The 22,077-nt window shown below is 48.8% G+C and carries 21 protein-coding genes and 1 tRNA gene; 12 read left to right on the top strand and 10 right to left on the bottom strand.

All coding sequences use genetic code 11. The annotated features are described in order from the left end of the window. Positions 1-2 precede the first annotated feature (2 nt). The 4 genes from D0B88_RS01585 to D0B88_RS01570 all read left to right on the top strand — a co-directional run bounded on the left by D0B88_RS01585 (position 3) and on the right by D0B88_RS01570 (position 4,361). A complete protein-coding gene (locus D0B88_RS01585) occupies positions 3-1,259 on the top strand; it encodes an alanine--glyoxylate aminotransferase family protein (protein WP_151054521.1) in 1,257 nt (418 codons plus the stop codon). Then, positions 1,256-2,323, top strand: a complete 1,068-nt coding sequence (locus D0B88_RS01580) for an adenosine deaminase (RefSeq protein WP_151054519.1) — start codon at positions 1,256-1,258, stop codon at positions 2,321-2,323. Before D0B88_RS01585 ends, D0B88_RS01580 begins: the two co-directional genes overlap by 4 nt. Positions 2,324-2,433: 110 nt before the next feature. Continuing rightward, the gene (locus D0B88_RS01575; protein WP_225318482.1) at positions 2,434-3,717 is read left to right on the top strand and encodes an allantoate amidohydrolase; all 1,284 of its coding nucleotides are present in this window, start codon (positions 2,434-2,436) and stop codon (positions 3,715-3,717) included. A gap of 62 nt (positions 3,718-3,779) precedes the next feature. Beyond that, positions 3,780-4,361, top strand: a complete 582-nt coding sequence (locus D0B88_RS01570; protein ID WP_007640005.1) for a phosphoribosyltransferase — start codon at positions 3,780-3,782, stop codon at positions 4,359-4,361. Between the two features lie 17 nt (positions 4,362-4,378). Here D0B88_RS01570 and D0B88_RS01565 read toward each other — a convergent pair whose 3' ends face one another. From D0B88_RS01565 to D0B88_RS01555, 3 genes are all read right to left on the bottom strand, one after another. After that, the gene (locus D0B88_RS01565) at positions 4,379-5,314 is read right to left on the bottom strand and encodes a diguanylate cyclase (RefSeq protein WP_151054517.1); all 936 of its coding nucleotides are present in this window, start codon (positions 5,312-5,314) and stop codon (positions 4,379-4,381) included. A gap of 112 nt (positions 5,315-5,426) precedes the next feature. Further along, positions 5,427-6,512 carry a nucleoside hydrolase gene (locus D0B88_RS01560; RefSeq protein ID WP_151054515.1) on the bottom strand — a complete coding sequence of 362 codons (1,086 nt, stop codon included), beginning with the start codon at positions 6,510-6,512 and terminating at the stop codon, positions 5,427-5,429. A 53-nt stretch (positions 6,513-6,565) separates the two neighbouring features. Next, entirely contained in the window at positions 6,566-7,510 is a 945-nt protein-coding gene (locus tag D0B88_RS01555; RefSeq protein ID WP_255477825.1) for a purine nucleoside permease, read from the bottom strand. Here D0B88_RS01555 and D0B88_RS19070 point away from each other — a divergent pair. Then, entirely contained in the window at positions 7,509-7,670 is a 162-nt protein-coding gene (locus D0B88_RS19070) for a hypothetical protein (protein ID WP_225318657.1), read from the top strand. The two genes, D0B88_RS01555 and D0B88_RS19070, sit on opposite strands and share 2 nt — an antisense overlap. A 128-nt stretch (positions 7,671-7,798) precedes the next feature. On the opposite strand, the gene D0B88_RS01550 is transcribed toward D0B88_RS19070, so the two are convergent. Together D0B88_RS01550 and add are read right to left on the bottom strand one after the other, a co-directional pair. Then, positions 7,799-8,848 carry a hypothetical protein gene (locus D0B88_RS01550; RefSeq protein ID WP_151054511.1) on the bottom strand — a complete coding sequence of 350 codons (1,050 nt, stop codon included), beginning with the start codon at positions 8,846-8,848 and terminating at the stop codon, positions 7,799-7,801. Positions 8,849-8,969: 121 nt separating this feature from the next. Then, positions 8,970-9,986 (bottom strand): adenosine deaminase, encoded by a 1,017-nt coding sequence (gene add / locus D0B88_RS01545; protein ID WP_151054509.1) that lies wholly within the window; start codon positions 9,984-9,986, stop codon positions 8,970-8,972. Between the two features lie 472 nt (positions 9,987-10,458). Here add and D0B88_RS01540 point away from each other — a divergent pair. The 4 genes from D0B88_RS01540 to D0B88_RS01525 all read left to right on the top strand — a co-directional run bounded on the left by D0B88_RS01540 (position 10,459) and on the right by D0B88_RS01525 (position 12,941). Continuing rightward, positions 10,459-10,534 (top strand) — tRNA-Phe (locus D0B88_RS01540). A 94-nt stretch (positions 10,535-10,628) separates the two neighbouring features. After that, the gene (locus D0B88_RS01535; protein ID WP_191966487.1) at positions 10,629-11,117 is read left to right on the top strand and encodes a DUF1456 family protein; all 489 of its coding nucleotides are present in this window, start codon (positions 10,629-10,631) and stop codon (positions 11,115-11,117) included. Between the two features lie 52 nt (positions 11,118-11,169). Beyond that, a complete protein-coding gene (locus D0B88_RS01530) occupies positions 11,170-12,414 on the top strand; it encodes a DUF418 domain-containing protein (protein WP_151054504.1) in 1,245 nt (414 codons plus the stop codon). A gap of 110 nt (positions 12,415-12,524) precedes the next feature. Beyond that, the gene (locus D0B88_RS01525; protein ID WP_007640020.1) at positions 12,525-12,941 is read left to right on the top strand and encodes a PilZ domain-containing protein; all 417 of its coding nucleotides are present in this window, start codon (positions 12,525-12,527) and stop codon (positions 12,939-12,941) included. Between the two features lie 126 nt (positions 12,942-13,067). Here D0B88_RS01525 and D0B88_RS01520 read toward each other — a convergent pair whose 3' ends face one another. The 3 genes from D0B88_RS01520 to D0B88_RS01510 all read right to left on the bottom strand — a co-directional run bounded on the left by D0B88_RS01520 (position 13,068) and on the right by D0B88_RS01510 (position 16,389). Next, positions 13,068-14,636, bottom strand: a complete 1,569-nt coding sequence (locus tag D0B88_RS01520) for an MFS transporter (RefSeq protein WP_007640022.1) — start codon at positions 14,634-14,636, stop codon at positions 13,068-13,070. A gap of 278 nt (positions 14,637-14,914) precedes the next feature. Then, positions 14,915-15,445 carry an inorganic diphosphatase gene (gene ppa, locus D0B88_RS01515; protein WP_151054502.1) on the bottom strand — a complete coding sequence of 177 codons (531 nt, stop codon included), beginning with the start codon at positions 15,443-15,445 and terminating at the stop codon, positions 14,915-14,917. Positions 15,446-15,558: 113 nt separating this feature from the next. Further along, a complete protein-coding gene (locus D0B88_RS01510) occupies positions 15,559-16,389 on the bottom strand; it encodes an FHA domain-containing protein (protein ID WP_191966486.1) in 831 nt (276 codons plus the stop codon). 136 nt (positions 16,390-16,525) lie between these two features. Here D0B88_RS01510 and D0B88_RS01505 point away from each other — a divergent pair, with 136 nt between their 5' ends. Beyond that, entirely contained in the window at positions 16,526-16,855 is a 330-nt protein-coding gene (locus D0B88_RS01505; protein ID WP_050976944.1) for a SelT/SelW/SelH family protein, read from the top strand. A gap of 146 nt (positions 16,856-17,001) precedes the next feature. Further along, entirely contained in the window at positions 17,002-19,584 is a 2,583-nt protein-coding gene (locus D0B88_RS01500; RefSeq protein ID WP_151054500.1) for an RND family transporter, read from the top strand. A gap of 111 nt (positions 19,585-19,695) precedes the next feature. Here D0B88_RS01500 and D0B88_RS01495 read toward each other — a convergent pair whose 3' ends face one another. Then, positions 19,696-20,247: a hypothetical protein gene (locus tag D0B88_RS01495; protein WP_151054498.1), complete on the bottom strand. Its 552-nt coding sequence runs from the start codon at positions 20,245-20,247 to the stop codon at positions 19,696-19,698. Between D0B88_RS01495 and D0B88_RS01490 the strand changes: the two genes are divergently transcribed. After that, positions 20,192-20,659 (top strand): hypothetical protein, encoded by a 468-nt coding sequence (locus tag D0B88_RS01490; protein WP_151054496.1) that lies wholly within the window; start codon positions 20,192-20,194, stop codon positions 20,657-20,659. The two genes, D0B88_RS01495 and D0B88_RS01490, sit on opposite strands and share 56 nt — an antisense overlap. A 284-nt stretch (positions 20,660-20,943) precedes the next feature. Here D0B88_RS01490 and axe2C read toward each other — a convergent pair whose 3' ends face one another. Beyond that, complete coding sequence (gene axe2C, locus D0B88_RS01485) at positions 20,944-22,020, bottom strand: bifunctional acetylxylan esterase/glucomannan deacetylase AxeC2 (protein WP_151054494.1); 1,077 nt, start codon at positions 22,018-22,020, stop codon at positions 20,944-20,946. Positions 22,021-22,077: the final 57 nt, after the last annotated feature.

Below are 22,077 nucleotides of genomic sequence, written 5' to 3'. Positions count from 1 at the left end.
AAATGTCCGATCTGTACAGTGTTAGTCCATCGCTTCTGCGACCTTTTTCACCACCGCCGCGGTTATTAATGGGGCCGGGGCCAATCACTGTTGATCCGCGGGTACTGCGCGCTATGTCAGCGCAACTTGTCGGCCAATATGATCCAGCTATGACGCAATGCATGAATGAAACCATGGCGCTGTATCGCGGTGTATTTAAAACTAAAAACCAATGGACACTATTGGTGGATGGCACCTCGCGCGCCGGTATTGAATCCGTATTAATTTCACTGCTGGAGCCGGGCGATAAAATTTTGGTGCCGGTATTTGGTCGCTTTGGGCATTTGCTGTGTGAAATTGCCGAGCGCTGCGGCGCCGAGGTACACAAAATTCACAAAGAGTGGGGCGAAGTATTTACGCCCGATGAAATCGAAACAGCGATTAAAAATGTGCAGCCCAAAATGCTCGCGATAGTGCAGGGCGATACTTCCACCACCATGCTGCAACCGCTGGATTATCTCGGCGAAATTTGTGCGCGCCACGGCGTATTATTTTATTCCGATGGCACTGCCTCTATCGGTGGCAATCCGTTTGAAACGGATAAGTGGCAACTGGATGCGGTTTCCGTTGGTTTACAAAAATGTTTATGCGGCCCTTCAGGCAGTGCGCCAATTACCTTGAGCGAAAAAGCGGTTGCAGCGATTCGCAAGCGCCGTCATATCGAGGCCGGTATTCGCACCGAAAATCATGTCGAAGGCAGCGGTCGGCGCATCGCCTCCAATTATTTTGATCTCGGCATGATTATGGATTACTGGGGCGAGGAGCGCCTTAACCATCACACCGAAGCGACCACTATGTTGTATGGCGCCCGTGAATGCGCACGCATTTTGTTGGAGGAGGGTGTTGAAAATGCCATCGAGCGCCATCGTATTCACGGTAAGGCAATGGCACAGGGTTTGGCGGCGATGAATTTAAAATTGTTCGGCGATCAAACCAACAAAATGCACAACGTGGTCGGCGTTTATATTCCCGAAGGTGTGGCCGGTGAAGCCGTACGCAGCAGTATGCTTAACGATTTTGGAATTGAAATCGGCACATCATTTGGCCCGCTGCACGGCAAGATCTGGCGCATCGGCACTATGGGGTACAACGCGCGTAAAGATGCGGTGTTGCAAACACTCACTGCACTTGAGGCGGTGTTGCGTCGTGCGGGCCATTCGCAAACCGCCAATGCGGGTGTGGATACGGCGATGACTATTTATGAAGGAGAGCAACAATGATTCCATCGGTAATCGCCCCGAATTTTTCCGGGCTACCTAAACTTGAAGAACTTGCGTCGCGTGAGTTTTTGGCTGGCTTGCCCAAGGCTGAATTGCATATGCATCTCGACGGTGCTTTATCTCCGGCGATGATGTTTAACCTCGCCCAGCGCAATCAGGTGAAGTTGCCCTACAACAGCGTGGAAGACATTGAAGCTGCCTATCAGTTCACCAATCTGCAAAGCTTTTTGGATTTGTTATACCAGGGCGCCTCGGTACTTAAACACGAGCAAGATTTTTACGACCTTGCGTGGGATTATTTTACCAAGTGCAAGGCCGATAATATTCTGCACACCGAATTGTCGTTTGACCCGCAAACCCATACTGATCGCGGTATCGCGTTTGATACGGTTATTAGCGGCATTTTGCGCGCGATGGATGATGCCAAAATAAAACTGGGTATCAGCTCAAAACTGGTCATGGATTTTTTGCGGCACTTAAGCGCCGAAAGCGCGATGAAAACCTTGGAAGAATCGCTACCCTGGAAAGACAAAATTATCGCCGTCGGTTTGGACAGCTCCGAACTCGGCCATCCCCCGAGCAAATTTACCGAAGTGTTTGCCCGCGCCCGCGCTGAAGGTTATCGCGTTGTCGCCCACGCCGGTGAAGAAGGCCCGCCGAGTTATATTTGGGAGGCGATTGAGCTATTAAAAGTGGAACGCATCGACCACGGTGTGCGCGCCGATGAAGATCCAAAACTCATGGAATACCTACGCGAAACCCAAATCCCACTTACCGTATGCCCACTCTCCAATGTGCGTTTATGCGTTTACGAAAAAATGGCTGAGCATAATTTATTCTCACTAATGGACGCTGGCCTGCGCGTAATGATTAATTCCGACGATCCCACCTATTTTGGTGGTTACCTCAACGACAATTATTTTGCATTGGCCGACGCGTTTCCGTTAACACGCAAGCAGGCGTTGTTGCTCGCACACAATAGTTTCACGTCGAGTTTTATTGGCGATACTGAAAAACAAGAGTTTATCGATCAGCTAAAAAGCTATGCAAACAAATTTCATTAAGAAAAAAGAAGTTCAACTTTAAGCAAGGGTGGTGTTATGTGCTCGGAGACCGCCGGAGCCATGGATGGCGACGACTAGCCCCCAGGGAAGGGTTTACGGCGAGTCTCCGAGTGCATAAAACCAGTCGCAGCGCCACAATCCCGATTGAGAAAAACACCTTGAACGAAATTAGCACCGAAGCACTAGCCAACAAAGTCATGCACTGGTGCGATCAACTCGCCGCCATCAGCTCGAACCCGGAAAACATCAGCCGTTTTTATCTCACGCCAGAACACAAACGTTGCAATGAATTAGTTGCGCAATGGATGCAAGAAGCGGGAATGGAAACCTGGGTTGATGCCGCAGGAAATATCTGTGGCCGTTATGATGCAAAAAATTCCTGCGCAAAAACACTGGTGCTCGCCTCGCATTTGGATTCAATCCCCAACGCTGGTGCTTACGACGGTATTCTCGGGGTGTTAATTGCCATTGCCGTAGTCGAACAACTTTATCAAAGCGATATTACATTGCCCTATGCCATCGACATTATTGGTTTTGGCGATGAAGAAGGCACACGTTTTGGCAGCACATTATTAGGCAGCCGCGCCGTTGCGGGCACCTGGAACCCCGATTGGTGGGAATTAAAAGATCGCAATGGAATCAGCTTAAAACAAGCCTTTATCGATTTTGGTTTGGAACCGGACAATATTCACAGCGCCGCACGCAACCCCGACGACTTGCTCGCCTACCTTGAAGTCCATATCGAACAAGGCCCGGTATTGGAAGATGAAAACCTCGCGCTTGGAATTGTTAGCGCCATCGCTGGCGCACGTCGCTTCGCGATCGAAATCGAAGGCTATGCCGGACACGCCGGAACAGTGCCCATGCCCATGCGAAAAGATGCACTGGTCGGTGCGGCACTGGGCGTAGTGCTGGTGGAAAATATCGCCAACGAATTTAATGTGGTCGCTACTGTTGGAAAAATAGAATGTGGCCCCGGCGCGGTGAATGTGATTCCCGGTCATGCAAAATTTACTATCGATATTCGCTCGGGTGATGATCAATTACGCGATCAGGCATTTGCAAAAATCCAGCATGAATTGGATATGATTTGTATCAACAGAAACCTCGCTGCCAGCTGGAACGAAATTCACAATGCGCCAGCCGTAGTCTGTGCGGATTGGATACAAGCATTGCAAGCGTCAGTGTTGTGCGATATGAATTTAAACCCCTATAAGTTAATGAGCGGCGCCGGTCACGATGCCATGGCGATGGCCGATATCTGCGATGTGGCCATGTACTTTGTGCGCTGCAAAGGCGGTGTTAGTCATCACCCGGATGAATCAGTTACAGTGGAAGATGTTGCGCTGGCAATTGAGGCGCTTGGCAATACACTACAGAAACTTGCGCAATAAAATCTATCTCCATGAAAGTGCTGTGAATAAAAAATATTGGATAACTGTTAGAGGTAAAAATAATGGATAAACATTTTATTACCGCCAATGAACTCTTGCTGGATTCATTTAAACTGGGTGAGCAAATTTATCAGCGCGGTTTTCGCCCGCATTTTATTGTCGGTGTATGGCGCGGTGGCTCACCGGTGGGTATTGCGGTACAGGAATATTTGGAGTGTGTTGGCGTACCTACCGATCACATCGCGATTCGCACTTCGTCCTATTACGGTATCGACAAGCAAAGTAAAGATATTCGCGTGCATGGTTTGGATTACATTGTAAAAAATGTGGATGCGGATCAGGAATTATTAATTGTGGACGACGTATTTGATTCCGGGCGTTCCATCAAAGCGATTATTGATGAGATAAAACGCAAGTCCCGGCGCAATACGCCCAATGTGATTAAGGTGGCGTGCCCCTGGTATAAACCTTCGCGTAACGTGACGGATTTAAAACCGGATTTTTACGTACATGCCACCGACCGTTGGTTGGTGTTCCCGCACGAATTATGCGGCCTAACCCCGCAGGAAATTCTGCAAGGCAAGGGCAGTGAGATTGCCGACACTATTGCACGTGCAACCGATGTGGGGCGCTTTAAAGAGTAACGGATTTTTAGTTGTTATTAATTGTTGTGTGTGACTATGCAATTGCGACCATTTTGTTTGGCAAGATAAAGGCGTTGATCCACGCAATTAATAAATTCAAGCAGCTGATCATTTGGCCCGGGTGTAACAGTACCCACACCAAGGCTAATGCTCAGCAACTGACTGATGTCAGATTTTTCGTGGGCGATTTGCAATTTAAAAATCGCTTTGCGACAGCGCTCTGCCACTGCGGCGGCGGCCTCTTCATTGCTCTCAGGCAATACCAATACAAATTCTTCGCCGCCAAAACGTGCGACAAAATCTTTAGCGCGGGTAGCCGATTCGCTCAATACCTGGCTTACGCGTTTCAAGCAGTCATCGCCCTGCAAATGGCCGTAGTGATCGTTGTATTGTTTGAAATAATCTATATCAATCATGATTAACGACAGTGGTTGACGATTGCGTTTGGCATTGAGCCATTCCACTTCCATTACTGAGTCAAACATGCGCCGGTTGGCTACGCCGGTAAGGCCATCTTTAAAGGATAATTTTTCCAATTCTTTTTGCAGGTCAATCAGTTTTTGTTCGGTTTGTTTGCGCTCGCTGATATCAAACATAAAACCAATCAGCGCTTCCACTTCACCCTCCGGGTTACGCACTACATGCACCACATCGCGAATCCACACATAACGGCCGTCCTTGGTAAGGGCGCGGTAGTCCGCTTCATGGTCCACTCCCGCTTGTGATTGGCTCACACAAAAGTTGACCACACGTTCGCGATCCTCCTCGTGCATACGCGCCGCCCAGTCTTGCACTGTCACCCAAGTATCCGGCTCCCAACCGAGCAGCGCTTCTATTTGTGGGCCAATATATGAAAACGTCAGGCTGTTCCAGTCGATTTTCCAGGGAATGGCTTTGGTGGATTCCAGCAGGGTTTTGTAAACACTGGGGTCGTCTTCCAAGCGGCGGTTCATGGTGAGGTCTCCAAAAAAATAACCCACCTAATATACGCTTCAGACTCTATGACGGCTAATAACAAATTGGACTTGTTATTATTTCCCCCCAGGTTTGCGTCAACTTATGGGCTTATTGGTTCAGGGTAGCGCGAAACTCCTTAAAAATACGCGCAGGCTCGGTTTTGCGGCACACCTTAATTGCCGGATAGTTTTTATCCTTCACTAAAGTCCCTGCTGTTTTAGCCTCAAGATGATTACGTTTTTTTCCGTCCCAGCGCGTATCTGGCATACTGTTATCCGTAGTTTGTAACCAAGGTTTGGTGGTGGTTTGGTAATCCACCCGCAGCGATTGCTCATCACCTTGGCATAGCTCCGGTTCCATGGCGATCATCACTGCCAAGGTATCCCAAAAATAATATTCATTGCTTGCAATAAACCAATCGTTTTTATCCAGCACTGCATCCCAAAATTTTGCAGAATCCGTGGTTACTGCCTGCTTAAAATCGGCGGCGACTTGAGTGGTTACGCGTACGGAATTAGTGATGTCCAAACCGACCAAAACAATCGGCAAGCCCGCTGCAAAAACTTTATCAGCGGCGAGTGGGTCGATAAATATATTCCACTCGGCTGTGGTATTCGGATGCCCTTTGGTAAATAGCGGCACAATAATATTGCCGGGCGCATCCACCGTGCCGCCCATAATTACCAGCTGATCTATTTTGTTTTTGTCCTGCGGGTAGCGCTCCAGCCATTGCGCAATATTAGTTAGTGGGCCGGTGGCGATAAGTGTTACGGATTCTTTTGCGCCAGCGAGTGCGGTGTGAATTATTGCTGCGGCGTGTTGGTCACTGGCAGTGCGCGCGCTGGGTTTAATTGGCACACCGGAGAGGGTATCGGAATCTTTGCGCCAGTCTTCCGGAAATACAAAATAACCATCGAGTGGGTAATCATCGCCACAGGCAACGGGAATAGTTTTGCTGACTTTGCCCGACAAATCGATTAGCGCATTGGTGTTATCAAGGCCGGGTTTGCAGCGCGATTCACCGCTTGCGGAAATAGTCACAGCAATAACATCGGCTTTAGGGTGATGCAGTAGAAACAATAGCGCGGCCCAATCATCAATCGCCATATCGTTATCAAAGATGATTGATTTGCTGTGGCCATTCATGCTGGTGCAATATAAAAATATCGCAAGTAAATATTTTTTCATCATCATAAATCCGTAAACGCAAGGCTGCACTCGCCGCGCGAGTGCAGCGGTAAGAAAAATTATTTTACAGAAGGGGTGGTGTGCTCATATTTATCCCAGCCGCTAAGTAGTTCTTGCACGACATGGTTGCCTAAACCATAAGCGGCTTCAATGGCGGGTAGGCCTTTGTCCGGATAGGGCGCGGTGGTGCTCCAGGCAGCAGTTTTTCCCGGTGGTGGAAAGCTGAAGTTACTCACCGTACGCAATACTAATACGCGATTGGTATCCACCAATTTTGCTTTGGCTAAACGGTGCAGCGCCGTGAGGCTGCCGTTATCTTCCATATTGGTGGTCATAAAATTACTGTCTTTACCGGCATGTAAATGCATCCAATCATTCGCCCAATTATTTAATAGTTCGCCGTGCCAGTAAGTGCTTGAACCAATCGTGTCGCCAATGGTGACAAACGGTGAGCGCAGCGCATTGGGGAAGCCGTTGTATTGCGCGCGAAATTTTTTCATTGCCGGCGTATCGGCAAGGGGGAAATTTTTAGTGAGTTGATAAGCCCAGTCCACGAGTGTTGGATTCAGGTGGTACACAATGGTATCGACTGTCCAGCCCGTCGCTTCTTGATTAGGTTCTTTGGCGCCCAGTGGAATTAAACCGTATTCCCAGTCTTTGGGAATTTCACGGCCATCAATTTCATAGAGTAAATCACCATCAACAACGTGTTTGGCCCACACGCCGGTGCCAAGCGATACGTCCAGTGGATCACCACCGCCGATACCGGCAATCACCCAATAGGCTTTAGATAAATCAAAACGTGGGTCGGTGCCCAGCGCCATAATTGATGCGGTGGCATTAGTGACGCCCCCACCGGTGCAAATGGCGAGCACGCCTGCCTCATTCATGTGCAAGTCGTAGGCGCCGAGCGGAAAAGCGAATTTTTTATCGAGCTTTTGGCGTTCGATCCACAATTGATATTCACCAGCTTCATCGCCGCTTACTTCTCCGTGTTCAAACATGCTTACCACAACTACTTTTACGGGAATTGCGCTAGTTTTCACTGTGGTTGCTGCACTGACGCTGGTTGCACAAGCAAGAGTGGCGAAAATTAAAAAAACTCGCGCTGATAAATTTAATACTCGCCTTGGTAAATCAAACATAAATAACCTCAATAAATAAGCATCCAAAAATAACTGCGCGCACTGTTTGGCTGTTTCCGCGCACAGATAGTTTTTAGGAATGCAAATTACTGACCAACTGGACAGGTAAAAAATAAATAAGCGTTTGTCGCAAATGATGGCGGCGAGTTATTTGTATCCGCCACGCAAATAGCGGTGAAAGGCCTGGTTTACCCAAATCGCCTCGGGTGCTATCGACCAGGAGGGATTGAGTTGTTGAATCGCTTTAACCAATGCCGGTGCTTGTTCCGGTAGCGCTAACAACAGTGCGGTTTCACTGCCGTTGCTCACCGCGATTTGCGTGGCGCTAGAAAAACCTTCGGCAGCAGTTCGGCTGCGATAAAACGGTTGCCACCACGCACCTAGAATTAAACCCGTTTGTTCAGCGCTTTCTTTTTTTGCATAGCGATCAATGGCGGCGACAAAACGGGTTTTATCGGCGGCAGTGGGAAATTCAAAATGCAAATCGTATTCGCTCGCTTCAACCAAACGACGGTTATTGCCGACATCAATGAGCGATTGGCTCAGCGTGCCCCAGTCATCGCGATAGAGAAATGCGGAAGTTTTGCGCGAGAGGCCAACCCGCGCTTGCAATCCTTCACTGGCAAGCAGTGCGAGTAATTGTTGTGCGTGTTGTATATCGCTGTGCCCATAAATAACATGGCGCTCAGGCGCAAAGAATGGCCAGGGAGTGGTGACCAGGTTATAGCCGGTTGCAATACCCTGTGCGATTAGTTGACGCAATTCCAGTGCAAAAGCGGATGGTTCAACAGCCGTACTATTATGCCAATTGATAGCAACACGTTGATAAAGTGATGGCTCATTTAATTGGCCGAGATAAGCCGAATCTGTGCGTGGATATTGCGCTACAAAATCCTGCAGCGCCTGCTCGCCCTCTGCTATGGGCGCGCCGATTAATTCCAGTGTAGCTGCGGCTTGTAATTCTTGCAGTGACAGTTTTTCTTCATCGGCTAGCGTGCTAATGGCCAAGGCTTTGCTACGGCTAAACGTCTCTGCTAATTCGCGATAACCCAATTGCGCTACCGCTTGTTGATAACTCGTTTTGCTTTTGATATGGGTATCGGTTGGTGCTTTTGCGTGGCTATTCACTGCCAATAAAGCTGCACTAATCAACAAATACTTGGCAATAAATGGGCGAGGGTAATTAAGAGAAAACATAAAAAACCTGTATGGAAAAATAGTCATAAAAAAGCCCGCGAAAGCGGGCAAGCTACTACTACGGAGGAGAACAGCATGAAAAAACAACAAAAAAGTAAAACAATATAAAAGTTTAAAAAAATTAGCTCGTACAAGTCGCGTTGTGCAGATAATTGTTTAACCGGCTGAGATAGGCATCTTTTTCTGCTTTTGGCAGCCAGGCTACGCGAAACGCATTTCCTACCAGCGTTGCAATCTCATCGTCACTGAAATTGCCTTCACGCTGTAACTCAATTAAATTTTCATTTAAGTAAGCACGAAAATAGGCCGGGTCATCGGAATTAATGGTGGCAAGCATACCCTTATCCAGCATGCGACGAATTTCGCGAGAAGTTAGCGATTGCACCACAAAACGGTTGGAGACCGGGCATACCGTTAAACCCAATCCGCGCGCTTTGATTGCCTCACACAGCGCTTCACTCTCCAGTGAATTAACCCCGTGGTCGATACGATCAACTTGGATTTCATCCAAACATTGGCCAATATGCAGCAATGTGTTTTGCTGGTTTACATCGCAGTGCATGGTGAGCTTCAACCCCATCTCCCGCGCTTTTTTGAAGACTTCGGCAAACTTGATTGGGGGATTATTTTTTTCGTCGGAATCCAAACCCACTCCCACTAGCCATGCCCGATAGGGTTCGGCCATGAGCAAGTGTTCCATCGCTGACTCGGCGCTCATATCGCGCAGAAAGCACATAATAAGTTGGCTTTTAACACCAAGTTTTGCCTCGGCATCTTCCTGCGCAGCGCGAATGCCGCGAATCACTACCCCAAAATCCACGCCGCGGCTGGTATGGGCTTGCGGGTCAAAAAATAATTCGGCGTATATCGTATTCTGGCTGTAAGCCTTGCTTAGGTAACTCCAGGTGAGTTGATAAAAATCCGCTTCATCCTGCAGTACTTTCATCGCCCCATAGTAAATATTTAAAAAGGATGGCAGGTCATAAAAATCATAGGCGGCAATTAATTCTTCCGGTGTTTCATAACCCAGCTCAATGTTGTTTTTACGCGCCAGCGCAAAACTTAGCTCTGGCTCCAGCGTTCCTTCAAGGTGCACATGTAGTTCGGCCTTAGGCATGTTTTCAATAAAGGTTTGCATAGCGGGCTCCACTGCAGAAAGGCTGCAATCATTCAAAGTTACTCGTACTTACCTGTTGTTACTTGTAGTACAGCAAATTCTGTTCCCGTTCTACGTCAACCCTTTAATTTACTGACCAAATGGGCAGGAAATTGTAAATCCTGACCATTTGGCTGCACCGGTGTGCACTAGTTTGTTTCCTGTAATAAGTGTTATGCGCAAATAGTGTTCATTTTTTGCCTGATGATCGTCGGGAGCGCTGTTGTGTGGCTCTTGGGAATTTTCTTGGCAGGACCAGCTAATCGTCCCCAATTTTGGTGATTGCACGACATCAAATATGGAGTTCAGTGAGCAGCAAAACGCCCTGCGCTACAGGGCTGATTGAAAAATAATCACCACAGGCCAAAAGCAAATTATTTTTAATAATGACTATTGACTCAATTCGCCCGAGCGGGTTTAATGTGCGCCTCTTGCAGCACAGCGCAAGCGACACGCCCAGATAGCTCAGTTGGTAGAGCAGTGGATTGAAAATCCTCGTGTCCCTGGTTCGATTCCGGGTCTGGGCACCATATTTAAGAGCCCGAAGTTCGCAAGAGCTTCGGGCTTTTTATTATGTTTTGTTTTTTTGTGTCGTTTTGTGCGTTCAACTTTCAGGTTAATGCCATGACCAACAACGATATTCTCCGTCGCCTGCGTTTTATTTTTGATTTCAGTGATTCCCAAATGATGGCGTTATTTGCCTCTGGTGGATTCAATGCATCGCGCGAGCTGGTGAGTGATTGGTTAAAGAGCGACGACAAACCGGAATTTAAAGCGCTGCACGATGTGCATCTGGCGATTTTTTTAAATGGCTTGATTAACAAAAAGCGTGGCCAGCGCGAGGGTGTACAGCCTGAGCCAGAAAAAAAATTAAATAACAATATTATTTTCCGCAAACTAAAAATCGCACTGGATTATAAAGACGAGCAAATCCTGGAAACCCTGGAGGTTGCCGGCTTTCCTTTGAGCAAGCATGAATTAAGTGCGTTTTTCCGCAAGCCCGGCCACAACAATTATCGTGAGTGCCAGTCCCAAGTACTGCGTAATTTTTTAAAAGGCCTGCAGTCTAAATTGCGCGGCACGGCAATTGATGCGAGTGAAAGCAGCAACTGATTCGTGCTGTTAATGGAATCCGCCCGGATGGCGGGAATAACAGGAGGATGTTGTGTCTATTCATGAATCTGGAACTGCCAATGCTGCAGCGCAATTACCCGATGCACCTATAGCCTGCCCCGTGCAAGTGCGGGTGCCTACACTGGATTTGTTGCGCGGCATTGCAGTCTTGGGCATTTTGCTCGTTAATATTTATTCTTTCGCACTGCCGGAAGTGGTGCGCCTTGATGCGTCGTTAATGCAGCACTACAGCAACTTTGAGCAGTGGTGTTGGTACCTCATTTATTTTTTTGCCGATACAAAATTTATCGCCCTGTTGAGTCTGGCCTTTGGTGCGAGCCTCTGGCTTTTTGCTGCCGATAAGCAGGCACTCACCGATTCTGAACTCAATAATTTGCAGTGGCGTCGAAGCATTTCGCTGCTGGTCTTCGGCGCTGCACACGGTTATTTGTTGTGGGATGGTGACGTGTTGGTGACTTACGCGCTATTTAGCTTTGTGGTGTGGCGTTGGCGATATTGGGGTGACAGAAAATTAATGTTCACCGCGCTCATTCTGTTTGCGATTCAGGCGTTGCTTTATGGTGGCATGTTTTGGTTGCCTGCCGATGTTTGGCAAGAGTTGAGTTACATGTTTGATGAGGCGGCGCTTGCGGAAGAGGTGGCGCATTACCAACAAGGTTGGTGGCAGCAAGCGTCGCGTCGATTTGCTGATGCCTTGAGTATGCAGCTCATCGCAGTATTTGGCGGTTGGTTTCCCTGTTCGATGATGTTGGTGGGAGTGGTACTTGCGCGGCGCGGTTATTTCTCGGCGCAAGCGCCTGCTAATTCATCGCGTTTGCTGGTGGTAACTTTGTTGTTGGGCGCGCTGCTAATGTTATTGACGCTGTTGGCTAATCGCGCCAGTGGTTTTACCTCCCAGTATGCCTTGACGCTGGGCATGGAGTTACAAATGTTTGCCAGCGGTGTATTGGCTATAGCCTATGCGCTGTTGATTGCCCGTTGGGCCCGAACCTTGGTGTGGCCTGTTTGTCGTGCGGTGTTGATGGCGGTGGGGCGCATGGCGCTGACTATTTACATTATGCAGACGCTCATTTTCACCAGCATTTTTTACGGTTATGGCCTTGGATGGTACGGCCAGTTAGCGCTGTCGCAACTGCTGCTGGTGATATTCAGCGTGTGGATATTGCAGTGTGTATTTGCGGTGTTGTGGTTGCGTTACTTTTATAGCGGGCCACTGGAATGGCTGTGGCGTCGTTTTGTTTATCAGCGAGCATCCGTTTTTTTGCGTCATTCCTAGCACAGTTTTTTTAGTTCTAAAGCACTGGGGTTTTGATGAAAATCTCGTCCTAACGCCTGGAGTTGCTGCATTACACTTTAAGAACTCCTGTTCAAAAGTGGTGAGTTTCTATGCGCACATTTATTCGGCACCCTACCTCCATTCCCATTCAAGTTTGCGCCGGTGGCGATGATGATGCCCGCGTGCGGGTGCGCAATCTCAGCGCCGGCGGGCTGTGTTTTATTACCGATAAGCCCGTGAAAGTGGGTACGCGAGTAGAGTTTGATATTCCAATAACCAACCCCGATTACCATGGCAGTGGTGTGATTGTGTGGCGGCGTGAGCAGGCGCCCGACAGTTATGAAGTGGGTGTCAGGTTTACCAGCGACGATGAATTTTTTCGCACGCGCATGGTTGAGCAGGTCTGCCAGATTGAGGATTACCGTCAGCGTTTGGCGCTTAAGGGGCGCAACTTAACGAGCGAAGAGGCTGCGTTGGAATGGATTGCCCGTTACTCCGCCGGGTTTGATCAACACGCTCCGCATTAACTGCTCTCTTTGTCTAATCGAAATCCGGTGGAATAAAAATCTTCTCCAAAAAAAGCCCCGCTGATTAGAGCGGGGCTTTTCTTAGGCAAGTTTTTTGCCTTGCAGCAAGTTCATCTCGCGCTAGTTTTACCCGGCATTGGCCTCGCGGCGGGTAATAAGATCACTTTCGATACCTTTCATGGTTTTATCATCCAGCGGATACCAGAGTACAAAAATGGTGCCGAGCACACCGATGGCGGCAGGAATGGCGCTCATTAATAAAATCATGCCTTGGATAGAGCCGGTAATAGCCTCCGGGTTTGTTGCTTGATAGCCGTAGAGTGTGAGCACAATCAGCACCATGGCGCCTGCAAACCCATGGCCGGTTTTGTTGATAAAGGTGCCGGCGGAATAGATCAGGCCGGTGGCGCGACGGCCATTTTTCCATTCGGAATAATCCACTGTGTCGCCCAGCATGCTGAAAAATAATACTGGCATCATGCCCGCAAAAAATTCGCCGATGGTGGCCAAAATCATCATCGCGGTAATTTGTTGTGGGTTAATAAAATAAATCGCGCCGTTAAATAGCGCGCCCAGGGTAAAGGCGGCAATCATCAGGGTGCGTTTATTAAAATGACGGGAGAGCCAACCCGTGGCCACCGCTGCTGCCAGGGAGGCCACCAGAGTGATGGCAAAATAGTAGCCAATTAGATCCGGGCGATTGAGGAAGTATTTGAAGTAATAGCTGGCCGCACTGGGGCGCACTACGGTGAACAAGCCAAACATAATGCCCACAGCGAGGAGGATGAGCCACGGCTTGTTGGTGAGCAGATCCGCCATATCTTTTTGGGTGTTGGTGAGGGTTTCGCTGGGTCGATTAATCAAGGTTTTACGCAGCTGCATGGTGTAAGCAAAGCTGCCAAGCATGACTATGGCAGCAATCGTTTTATGCACTGCAGTCCAGTTTTCCATCGCGAGGCTGATAATAAAGACGCTGATGCCGAAGACCGGAATTAAAATCACCGGCAGGTTACAAAATAAATCCTTCATTTCTTCCCAGAAGGGTTTGTTTAACTGCACGGGCGGTTTAATACGTTCTTTGGTGGTTTTGTAGGTAATAAGTAGGAACACAATCAGCAGTGCGGCGAAAATCAGCATGGTGCGCTGGTAGCCCTGTGCTTCGCTGCCGTCGCCCAGGCGTTCCACCAAAAAGGGCAGGGTGCTCATTACGAGCAAACCGCCTGCGAAGGCGCCAATGAAACGGAAGCTGGAGAGGCTGGCCCGTTCTTTTACGCTATCGGTCATTACCCCCATGAGTGCACCGTAGGGCACATTATTGGCGGTGTAGGCGAGTGTTAAGCAGAAATAAATGACAAAGGCGTAAATCACTTTGCCGGTATAACTGAAATCGGGGGTGGTAAAAATCAGTGCGAGAAACAGCGCAAGGAAAGGTGTGGACCATAAAATCCACGGGCGAAATTTACCTTGTTTGGTATTGGTGCGATCGGCGATGGAGCCCATCATGATATCGGTAATACCGTCCGATAAACGCACCAGCAGAATCAAAATCGTGGCGTGTGCGGCGGCAAGGCCGAAAGTGTCGGTGTAAAACACCGGGATAAAAAAACCGCTGCGCCAAACAAAGTTCGCCGCTGCATCGCCCATCGAGTAACCAATTTTCTCGCGGAGCGATAGCCTGTGGGTGGATTGTTGCATAGTCTCAAAACCTCGTGATTGTTGTGCTGCTCAGAATCTTCTTATGATGGTTGATTGGCTTTTATTCTGATGCGCTTCCGTGCGATGGCAGTAGTTCTGCCATATTGGTTTTTTAACTGCTTTTGAAACCGGGGCCGCTGCTTGGGGCGGCCCCGGCGATCTCTCTCACCTGATCAAGCGGTTGATACTACTTGGGTGTTGCATTCTTCTTGGGAAGATTTTTTATAGGTACTTTCTATGGATGCTTGTGTTCACAGGCATGACATAAAGGCGTGCCCTTATTTGCCTGCTTTATAGATTTCTGCGGCTTTTAAAATCTCGGCGCGCGCTTCTTCTACATCGCCCCAGCCAGCCACTTTTACCCACTTGCCTTTTTCCAGATCTTTGTAGTGTTCAAAGAAGTGTTCGATTTGCTTCAGGGTAATTTCAGGCAGGTCTTGCAAGGTTTTGACATTGCTGTACAGCGTGGTGAGTTTGTCGTGGGGTACGGCAACGATTTTTGCATCTTCACCGGCTTCGTCGGTCATCTTCAGTACACCCAGTGGGCGGCAGCGAATCACGGAGCCTGCTTGTACCGGTTGTGGGAATACTACGAGTACGTCAGCGGCGTCGCCATCGCCACATAGGGTGTGAGGAATGTAGCCGTAGTTACAGGGGTAGTACATGGCGGTGCTAACCAAACGGTCAACAAACAGCGAGTTGCTGTCTTTGTCGATCTCGTACTTAATGCCGGAATTCATGGGGATTTCGATAACTACGTTAAAGTCATCGGGCAGGCTTTTGCCTGCAGGGACAAGTTCAAAACTCATGGCGGGTTCCTGACGTGTTGGTTATGTGTTGATAAAAGACTAGTGAATCTAAACGTGGTTCTGGTGCCGGGATCAAAAGTCTGGCCGGTACTTTACCTAAGCGGCCGCGGATTCTACCACAACAAAAAAACCACGATAGCCGCCGCCACTATGCCTGCGGCGGCGAGTGCCAGCCAGGCCTGCCGTTGGCCTTTGCGGCGAATAGGCTCAATGCGGTTGCCGGGTGAGGTGGGGCGGGTTTTCCAGCGCTTGGGTTCGCTGCTGGGCAGTTTGCGCTCAATCGGTTTACTGATCTCATCCAGAGGTTTGCGCATGCGCGTTTTGGTGTCATCCAGATCTGGTGCCACTATGCGAAAGGTATAAACATCCAGACGCAGGCGGTCGCCATTGTTGGCGGTGGCGTTGTCGATGCGCAATTCATTGAGGAAGGTGCCGTTGGCGGAGCCGAGATCCTTGATGCGCAGGTGATTGCCTTCAATGCTGATCTCGGTGTGGCGACGGGAGAGGTGCGTGCCGGGGACAACGATATCGCATTGGTTGCCGCGCCCAATCACCATGCTGCGCTCGGGCAGCAGGATAAATTGTTTGCCAGCCAGCCAGCTGCTATCGGATACCAGGCGCCAGGGCAGTGCATAGGCATCTTTGGGGCGATCGGCAAGGCTGCGGGGGTCGAGCACAATAATCTCGCAGTGGCCAAGTTTGATAATATCGCCGGGTAAAATTTCGCGCTGGGTAATGCGCTGACCGTTTACAAAGCAGCCGCTTTGGCTGTTGTTATCTTTGAGGATGTGTTTGTTGTTTTCCTGCAGAATCTTGGCGTGGTGTTTGGCCACCTCGGGGTCATCTATGGCTAGATGGTTGTCGCTCGCGCTGCCGATGGAAAATAATTTCTCGACGACCCATATCGGGGGCTGGCGATTGTCCTTGAAATGGAGTTTGAGCATCGAAGGTTCCGTTTTGTCGCCTTATTCATCTTTTTGATGGGTAAGTGTGAAGGTATTGTTTATTCGGGCGCCGTTTTACTGATCTGAATGACATTACCATCGAATTCTATTAACTCAATACCTAAAGGGCAAACTTATGACCGACATCGCTGTGCCATCTGCGCCTGCGCCATCGATTCCTGCGGCGACTAATCGGGTAGTAATCCACTACTGCAACATGTGTCGTTGGATGTTGCGCTCCGCCTGGCTTGCGCAGGAACTACTCAGTACCTTTGACGGCGAGCTGGACGAAGTGGCATTACACCCGGGCACTGGCGGGATTTTTCATGTCTGGCTCAACAATGAGTTGGTGTGGGACAGGGTGCGCGATGGCGGATTTCCCGAGGCCAAGGAACTAAAGCAACGGGTGCGCGATCTACTCTGTCCGGATCGCTCCCTGGGGCATAGCGACGGCCATAAAAAATGACTGACTTTTGTAATAAACCTCCACCACCAAAAGCGGCTTGATGGCCTTTTTACTGTTTTAGCCAGGGGCGGCTGGCATAATGGCGCCGCCCGTGGCTACAGCATTGGCCACACCCTCTGAAGGACTCAACTCCACCGGATTATTTCATGCACACATTGTTACGCTTTTACTGGACACTCAACCGGGTGTATCGCGCAGTGGTTATCAATCGCCCCTATCATGTATTCACCGGTTTGGTGATTCTGACCATAGTGGCCGCCTTTGGGTTGACCAATTTCAAACTGGATGCGTCGGCCGACTCGCTCACGCTGGAGAATGACACCTCTATCGATTATTTGCGTGAAATATCCAAGCGTTACCAGAGCGGCGATTTTCTGGTGCTGACCTATACCCCCAAGGCGGATATTTTTTCCGACGAGTCGATTGACACCCTCAAGCAATTGCGCGACGAATTGGCCAATGTTGATGGGGTCGCGAGTGTTATCTCAATGATCGACGTACCGCTACTCTACAGTCCCATGCGCTCACTGGCCGAGCAAAAGGAATCCACCCGTACCTTGCTCACACCGGGTGTAGATCGCGCCATGGTGAAACAGGAATTTTTAACCAGCCCTATCTATCGCGATATGTTGCTCAGCCCCGACGGCACTACCTCGGCGATTCTGCTCAATCTCAAAGTAAACAATCAGTACATTGAAATGGCAAGGCATCGCGACGCGTTGCGGCTGAAAGCGAAAACGGCAGGGCTGACCCCGGCAGAGGCTCACGAGCTGGAAAAAGTGGCGGCGGAATTTCTTGCCTATCGCACCGCAACCGCGGCACAGGATGCGGCGCGTGTCGAAATTGTGCGCGGTATTGTGGAGAAATATCAGGATCGCGCACAAATTTTCCTTGGCGGTGTCACCATGATTACCTCCGATATGATCGCTTACATTAAGAGTGATCTGGTGGTATTTGGTGCGGCACTATTGCTGTTTATTGTGTTTATGCTGGCATTTTTATTTCGCCAATGGCGCTTTGTCATTCTGCCGCTCACCACCTGCTTGATGTCGGTCACGCTCATGCTCGGCTGGCTCAGTTGGATTGACTGGCGGCTCACGGTAATTTCATCCAACTTTGTTGCACTGTTATTAATCATGGTGTTTGCCTTCACCATTTATGTGGTGGTGCGCTATCGCGAATTACATGCCATAGATCCAGATCTGGAGCAGGCGGATTTAGTACTGCAAACCATGCGCGACATGGCGATACCATGCCTCTATTCCGCGCTCACTACCATAGTCGCGTTTATGTCATTGGTGATGAGTGGTATTCGCCCGGTAATCGATTTTGGCTGGATGATGACTATAGGTTTGGTGGTGGGTTTTATATTGGTGTTTGTCGTCCTGCCCGCCGGTTTGATGATGCTCCCCAAAGGTGAGCCTAAAGATCGCGGCGATAATTCGGCGGCGCTCACGGTGCGTTTTTCCAAGTTAGCGGAATTTCATGGTGGCAAGGTGTTGCTGGTAGCGATGCTCGCCGTATTCTTGAGCATATGGGGCATCAGCAAACTCGAAGTGGAAAATCGTTTCGTCGATTACTTCAAAAGCGACAGCGAAATTCATCAGGGCTTGAGTGTAATCGATCGTCAACTGGGCGGCACTGTGACGCTAGATATTATTCTCGACGCCGAGAAAAACACGCTTGATATTGTTGAGTCAGAAACCGCTGATGAAGAAGATCCGTTTGCGGAAATTCCAAGTGATGCTGCTGCAGCGGAAGTATTTGATGAGGAAGATCCGTTTGCCGGGATGGGGGATGAAGATGCCTTTGCCGATAGCGGCACAACCTCCAACGCCCCTCCCAGTTATTGGTTCAGCGTGGCGGGCTTGGATCAAATTAGAAAATTGCACAACTATTTGGAATCACTACCTGAAGTGGGCAAGGTGCAATCACTTGCGACTGTGTACCAACTGGCGCACGACATAAACAAAGGCAAACTTAATGACTTTGAATTAAATGTGTTGCGCAATATGTTGTCGGACGATATTAAAGGTTTCCTGATCAAGCCCTATCTGGCGGATGAAGCCCAGCAGACGCGTATCACTCTGCGCGTGATTGAAACTACACCGGATTTAAAGCGCGCGGAGTTGGTAGAGCGTATTCGTGAGTACGCCACCACCGACGCCGGCTTTAAGCCGGAGCAAGTGAATTTCACCGGCATGTTGGTGCTTTATAACAACATGCTGCAGAGTTTGTTTGCCTCACAAATTTCCACCATCGGAGTGGTATTTGTTGCCATCATGTTAATGATGATGGTGTTGTTCCGCTCATTCAAAATCGCATTGATTGCAATACTGCCCAATATGATTGCGGCGGGCACTGTTTTAGGGGCAATGGGGTTAGTGGGAATTCCTCTGGATATGATGACTACTACTATTGCGGCGATAGTGGTGGGTGTGGGTGTGGATCAGGCGATTCAATATTTCTATCGTTTCCGCGTGGAGTTTGCCCATGACCAAAATTACGTCGAAGCTATACACCGCTCCCATGCTTCAATTGGACGTGCAATGTATTACACCTCGGTGACAATTATTGTGGGCTTTTCCATTTTGATGTTGTCGGAATTTATCCCGTCAATTTATTTTGGATTGCTAACGGCGTTTGCGATGTTGATGGCTGTGATTGGCTCGCTCACACTGTTGCCAAAATTAATCCTGCTGTTAAAACCTTTTGGGCCCGGTAAATAGTTCTCACCACCATTGGTTTGCAGGCAGGGTTACACAAAAAAGGGGCGCGAAATTCGCGCCCCTTTTTTATTGTTTTATTACTGTATTGTTTTATCGTTTAGGGATTCGCCATTATTCAATGGTGATACGTTTAATTAAAATCTTATCTTTAATGGCGGTGTTGGTGGGTGCTACAGAAAGCTGAAGTCCCAGGGTTGTAGTTCCTGCCAGTTCATTTCCGCTAGTCACGGTTTCAGTAATCACAAAATCAGCATCTGCGCTCACGCCACCTGCCGCCGACAGTGTTCTATAACCGCCACCGCTACCACCGTATTTGTAGGTCCCGCCCGCAATCCCCCAATTAATTTGCAGTACTGCTGTTGCGTCAGTGATGTAAGACTGGGGAATAGTAACTGTGTAACTGATTTTGCTACCTACGGCGATATTTACTGGGCTTGGCAAGGTGTAGCGCGCTTCGTATTTGTAGTTGGTTGCAGCGTTATCCGCCCAATCAATGGGAACCATGTTAATACCAGAACCCGTTGCGGCATTGAGTTCCAATTGCAGCTGATTAGGGCTGCCGCCCCCGTTGACTGACCAACCATCAACACTGGTGAAGGTGTAGCTGTTGCCCGCTTGTGACGATGCAACACTGGATGATGAGATTGCGCTGCTGGACGACACATCAGTGCTGGATGTGCTGGAGGCTATTGCGCTACTCAGTGATGAACTGGACTCTACTGTACTGCTTACCGAAGAACTCAATGTTACTACACTGCTTTCAACACTGGATGCGCTGGTTACTACAATGATTGAGCTGCTTGCAGAAGAAATATCTGACGATGAACTCATGTCTGATGTTGCGGCTTGTGATGATGCTGGCACTGACATGGCAGCCTCTGATGAGGGAGAGGCGGATGATAAAGCCACAACGGAAGCGGATGTTGCTTCCGATGATGTCGCAGCACTGGACACAGCCGGTGTGCTTGAACTTATAGCTGATGAACTGCTGTCAGTTTTTTTGTCGTCGCTGCCGCCACACGCGACCAATGATGCCGATAGAAAAACGATTAGTGAAATATTTTTTATCATTTAAAACTCCTGGATGCATAACTGTCGCAAGAACAGTTACACGGGTAGCACGTTAGTGTGAGTGTTGAATTGTTTGTACAGACAATTTTCAAAACAGAACTATTGAATTTCTTTTATTGTTATTGGTTTTGTGCTGACCACGCAGACTTGTATATCTGCATTACATCAACATAGCACGCAAATGTTCTTTGTGACCATAAGGTGTCAATGTTTTTTTATGCGCCACCGATTTGCAGAAAGCAAAAAGGCATCCGAAGATGCCTTTTTGTGTGATATATAAAATTTTTTTTACCAATGCATCAGGGCTTTAAGTTGCGGTGTTAAATCTTTCGCCATTGCAGTGTGTTGATCTTTGGTGGGGTGCGCATCCTGTGCGTCACCCGGGTAGTGATTGGAAATCAGTTGATGCACGCGAGTATTGTTGACCCGTGAAATGGTCTCGCGTAAATAATCAATCAGTGCCGCCTTTTTTTCGCCGTTTAAGATTGCGCCATCAGTCAGGGCAATGTGCGCTTGCGGGTGATTGTGCAAAAGTTTATTAATCAATTGTACATAGGCTGTTACGTAGTCTTCGCGTGCGGGAATGCCCGGGCTGAAGTCGTTAGTTCCTATCGCAATTAAAATTAAATCCGGTTGATAGCTCCGGTGATCCCATTTCAATGCGGGGTTATGATCGCCAACAGTAAACTCATAAAATTCGGCCAGATTTTTATCATCGGTTTTTCCGTTCCAGCTGCGCACCAAGCCGCGCCCGCCCCAACACACTAATTGTACCTGTGCATTGAGTGCTTTCGCGGTGAGCATGCCGTAGGATTCGCGCGCATTCCACCAGCGTGTGTTTTTCTCTTCGCCCTTTACGCGATCAATTGCTTCGCCGCAGGTCACTGAGTCGCCCATAACTAATAGTTTTCGTTGTGGCAGTGCGGGTGCGGGTAAAAATTTCCCCTCGGTTAAGGTGAGTTTTTTCAGTGTCACGCTACCGTGCCAGTTTTCCGAGCGATGAATAATTTCTACTGAGTGTCGTCCTGAGTCGGCAAAATTAAATAATTCAATCGTTTGTAATTGTTGTTCCAGTTTCACTTGCGTGATGTGATTGTCATCAACAATAACATCAATCCAGGAATTGCCACCGGAACTTTGCAGTTCGGCGGTGAGTGTCTTGCCTATTACCTCGGTGCGAAAACTCACGCCAGGAAAACCAAATTCATAGGCGTAATCGCCAGTGCTGTGGGTGCGCCCCATAATGCTGAGCGGTGCTTGGGTAGCTTGCATACTAATTACGGTGGGTTCCTGTGGTGTTACTGGGGTGCAGCCGTTGAGTGCAAGTGCAGTCAGCGAACAAAATATAAAATAAGCATATTTCATATTGTTACCTGTGTGAGGCTAATGCTCTGGTGTTTGTGGAAGTGAACTAGTGCCTGC

Source organism: Cellvibrio sp. KY-YJ-3 (assembly GCF_008806955.1).
Taxonomy (GTDB): domain Bacteria; phylum Pseudomonadota; class Gammaproteobacteria; order Pseudomonadales; family Cellvibrionaceae; genus Cellvibrio.
This window is presented reverse-complemented; position numbering and strand designations above follow the sequence as displayed.

Coding starts and splice junctions, on each gene's coding strand:
- D0B88_RS01505 (WP_050976944.1), top strand. CDS start 16,526: ATGACCGACATCGCTGTGCCATCTGCGCCTGCGCCATCGATTCCTGCG.
- D0B88_RS19070 (WP_225318657.1), top strand. CDS start 7,509: ATGCTTACCACAACTACTTTTACGGGAATTGCGCTAGTTTTCACTGTG.
- D0B88_RS01525 (WP_007640020.1), top strand. CDS start 12,525: ATGCGCACATTTATTCGGCACCCTACCTCCATTCCCATTCAAGTTTGC.
- D0B88_RS01510 (WP_191966486.1), bottom strand. CDS start 16,389: ATGCTCAAACTCCATTTCAAGGACAATCGCCAGCCCCCGATATGGGTC.
- D0B88_RS01570 (WP_007640005.1), top strand. CDS start 3,780: ATGGATAAACATTTTATTACCGCCAATGAACTCTTGCTGGATTCATTT.
- ppa (WP_151054502.1), bottom strand. CDS start 15,445: ATGAGTTTTGAACTTGTCCCTGCAGGCAAAAGCCTGCCCGATGACTTT.
- D0B88_RS01580 (WP_151054519.1), top strand. CDS start 1,256: ATGATTCCATCGGTAATCGCCCCGAATTTTTCCGGGCTACCTAAACTT.
- add (WP_151054509.1), bottom strand. CDS start 9,986: ATGCAAACCTTTATTGAAAACATGCCTAAGGCCGAACTACATGTGCAC.
- axe2C (WP_151054494.1), bottom strand. CDS start 22,020: ATGAAATATGCTTATTTTATATTTTGTTCGCTGACTGCACTTGCACTC.
- D0B88_RS01500 (WP_151054500.1), top strand. CDS start 17,002: ATGCACACATTGTTACGCTTTTACTGGACACTCAACCGGGTGTATCGC.
- D0B88_RS01555 (WP_255477825.1), bottom strand. CDS start 7,510: ATGTTTGAACACGGAGAAGTAAGCGGCGATGAAGCTGGTGAATATCAA.
- D0B88_RS01550 (WP_151054511.1), bottom strand. CDS start 8,848: ATGTTTTCTCTTAATTACCCTCGCCCATTTATTGCCAAGTATTTGTTG.
- D0B88_RS01565 (WP_151054517.1), bottom strand. CDS start 5,314: ATGAACCGCCGCTTGGAAGACGACCCCAGTGTTTACAAAACCCTGCTG.
- D0B88_RS01520 (WP_007640022.1), bottom strand. CDS start 14,636: ATGCAACAATCCACCCACAGGCTATCGCTCCGCGAGAAAATTGGTTAC.
- D0B88_RS01535 (WP_191966487.1), top strand. CDS start 10,629: ATGACCAACAACGATATTCTCCGTCGCCTGCGTTTTATTTTTGATTTC.
- D0B88_RS01560 (WP_151054515.1), bottom strand. CDS start 6,512: ATGATGATGAAAAAATATTTACTTGCGATATTTTTATATTGCACCAGC.
- D0B88_RS01585 (WP_151054521.1), top strand. CDS start 3: ATGTCCGATCTGTACAGTGTTAGTCCATCGCTTCTGCGACCTTTTTCA.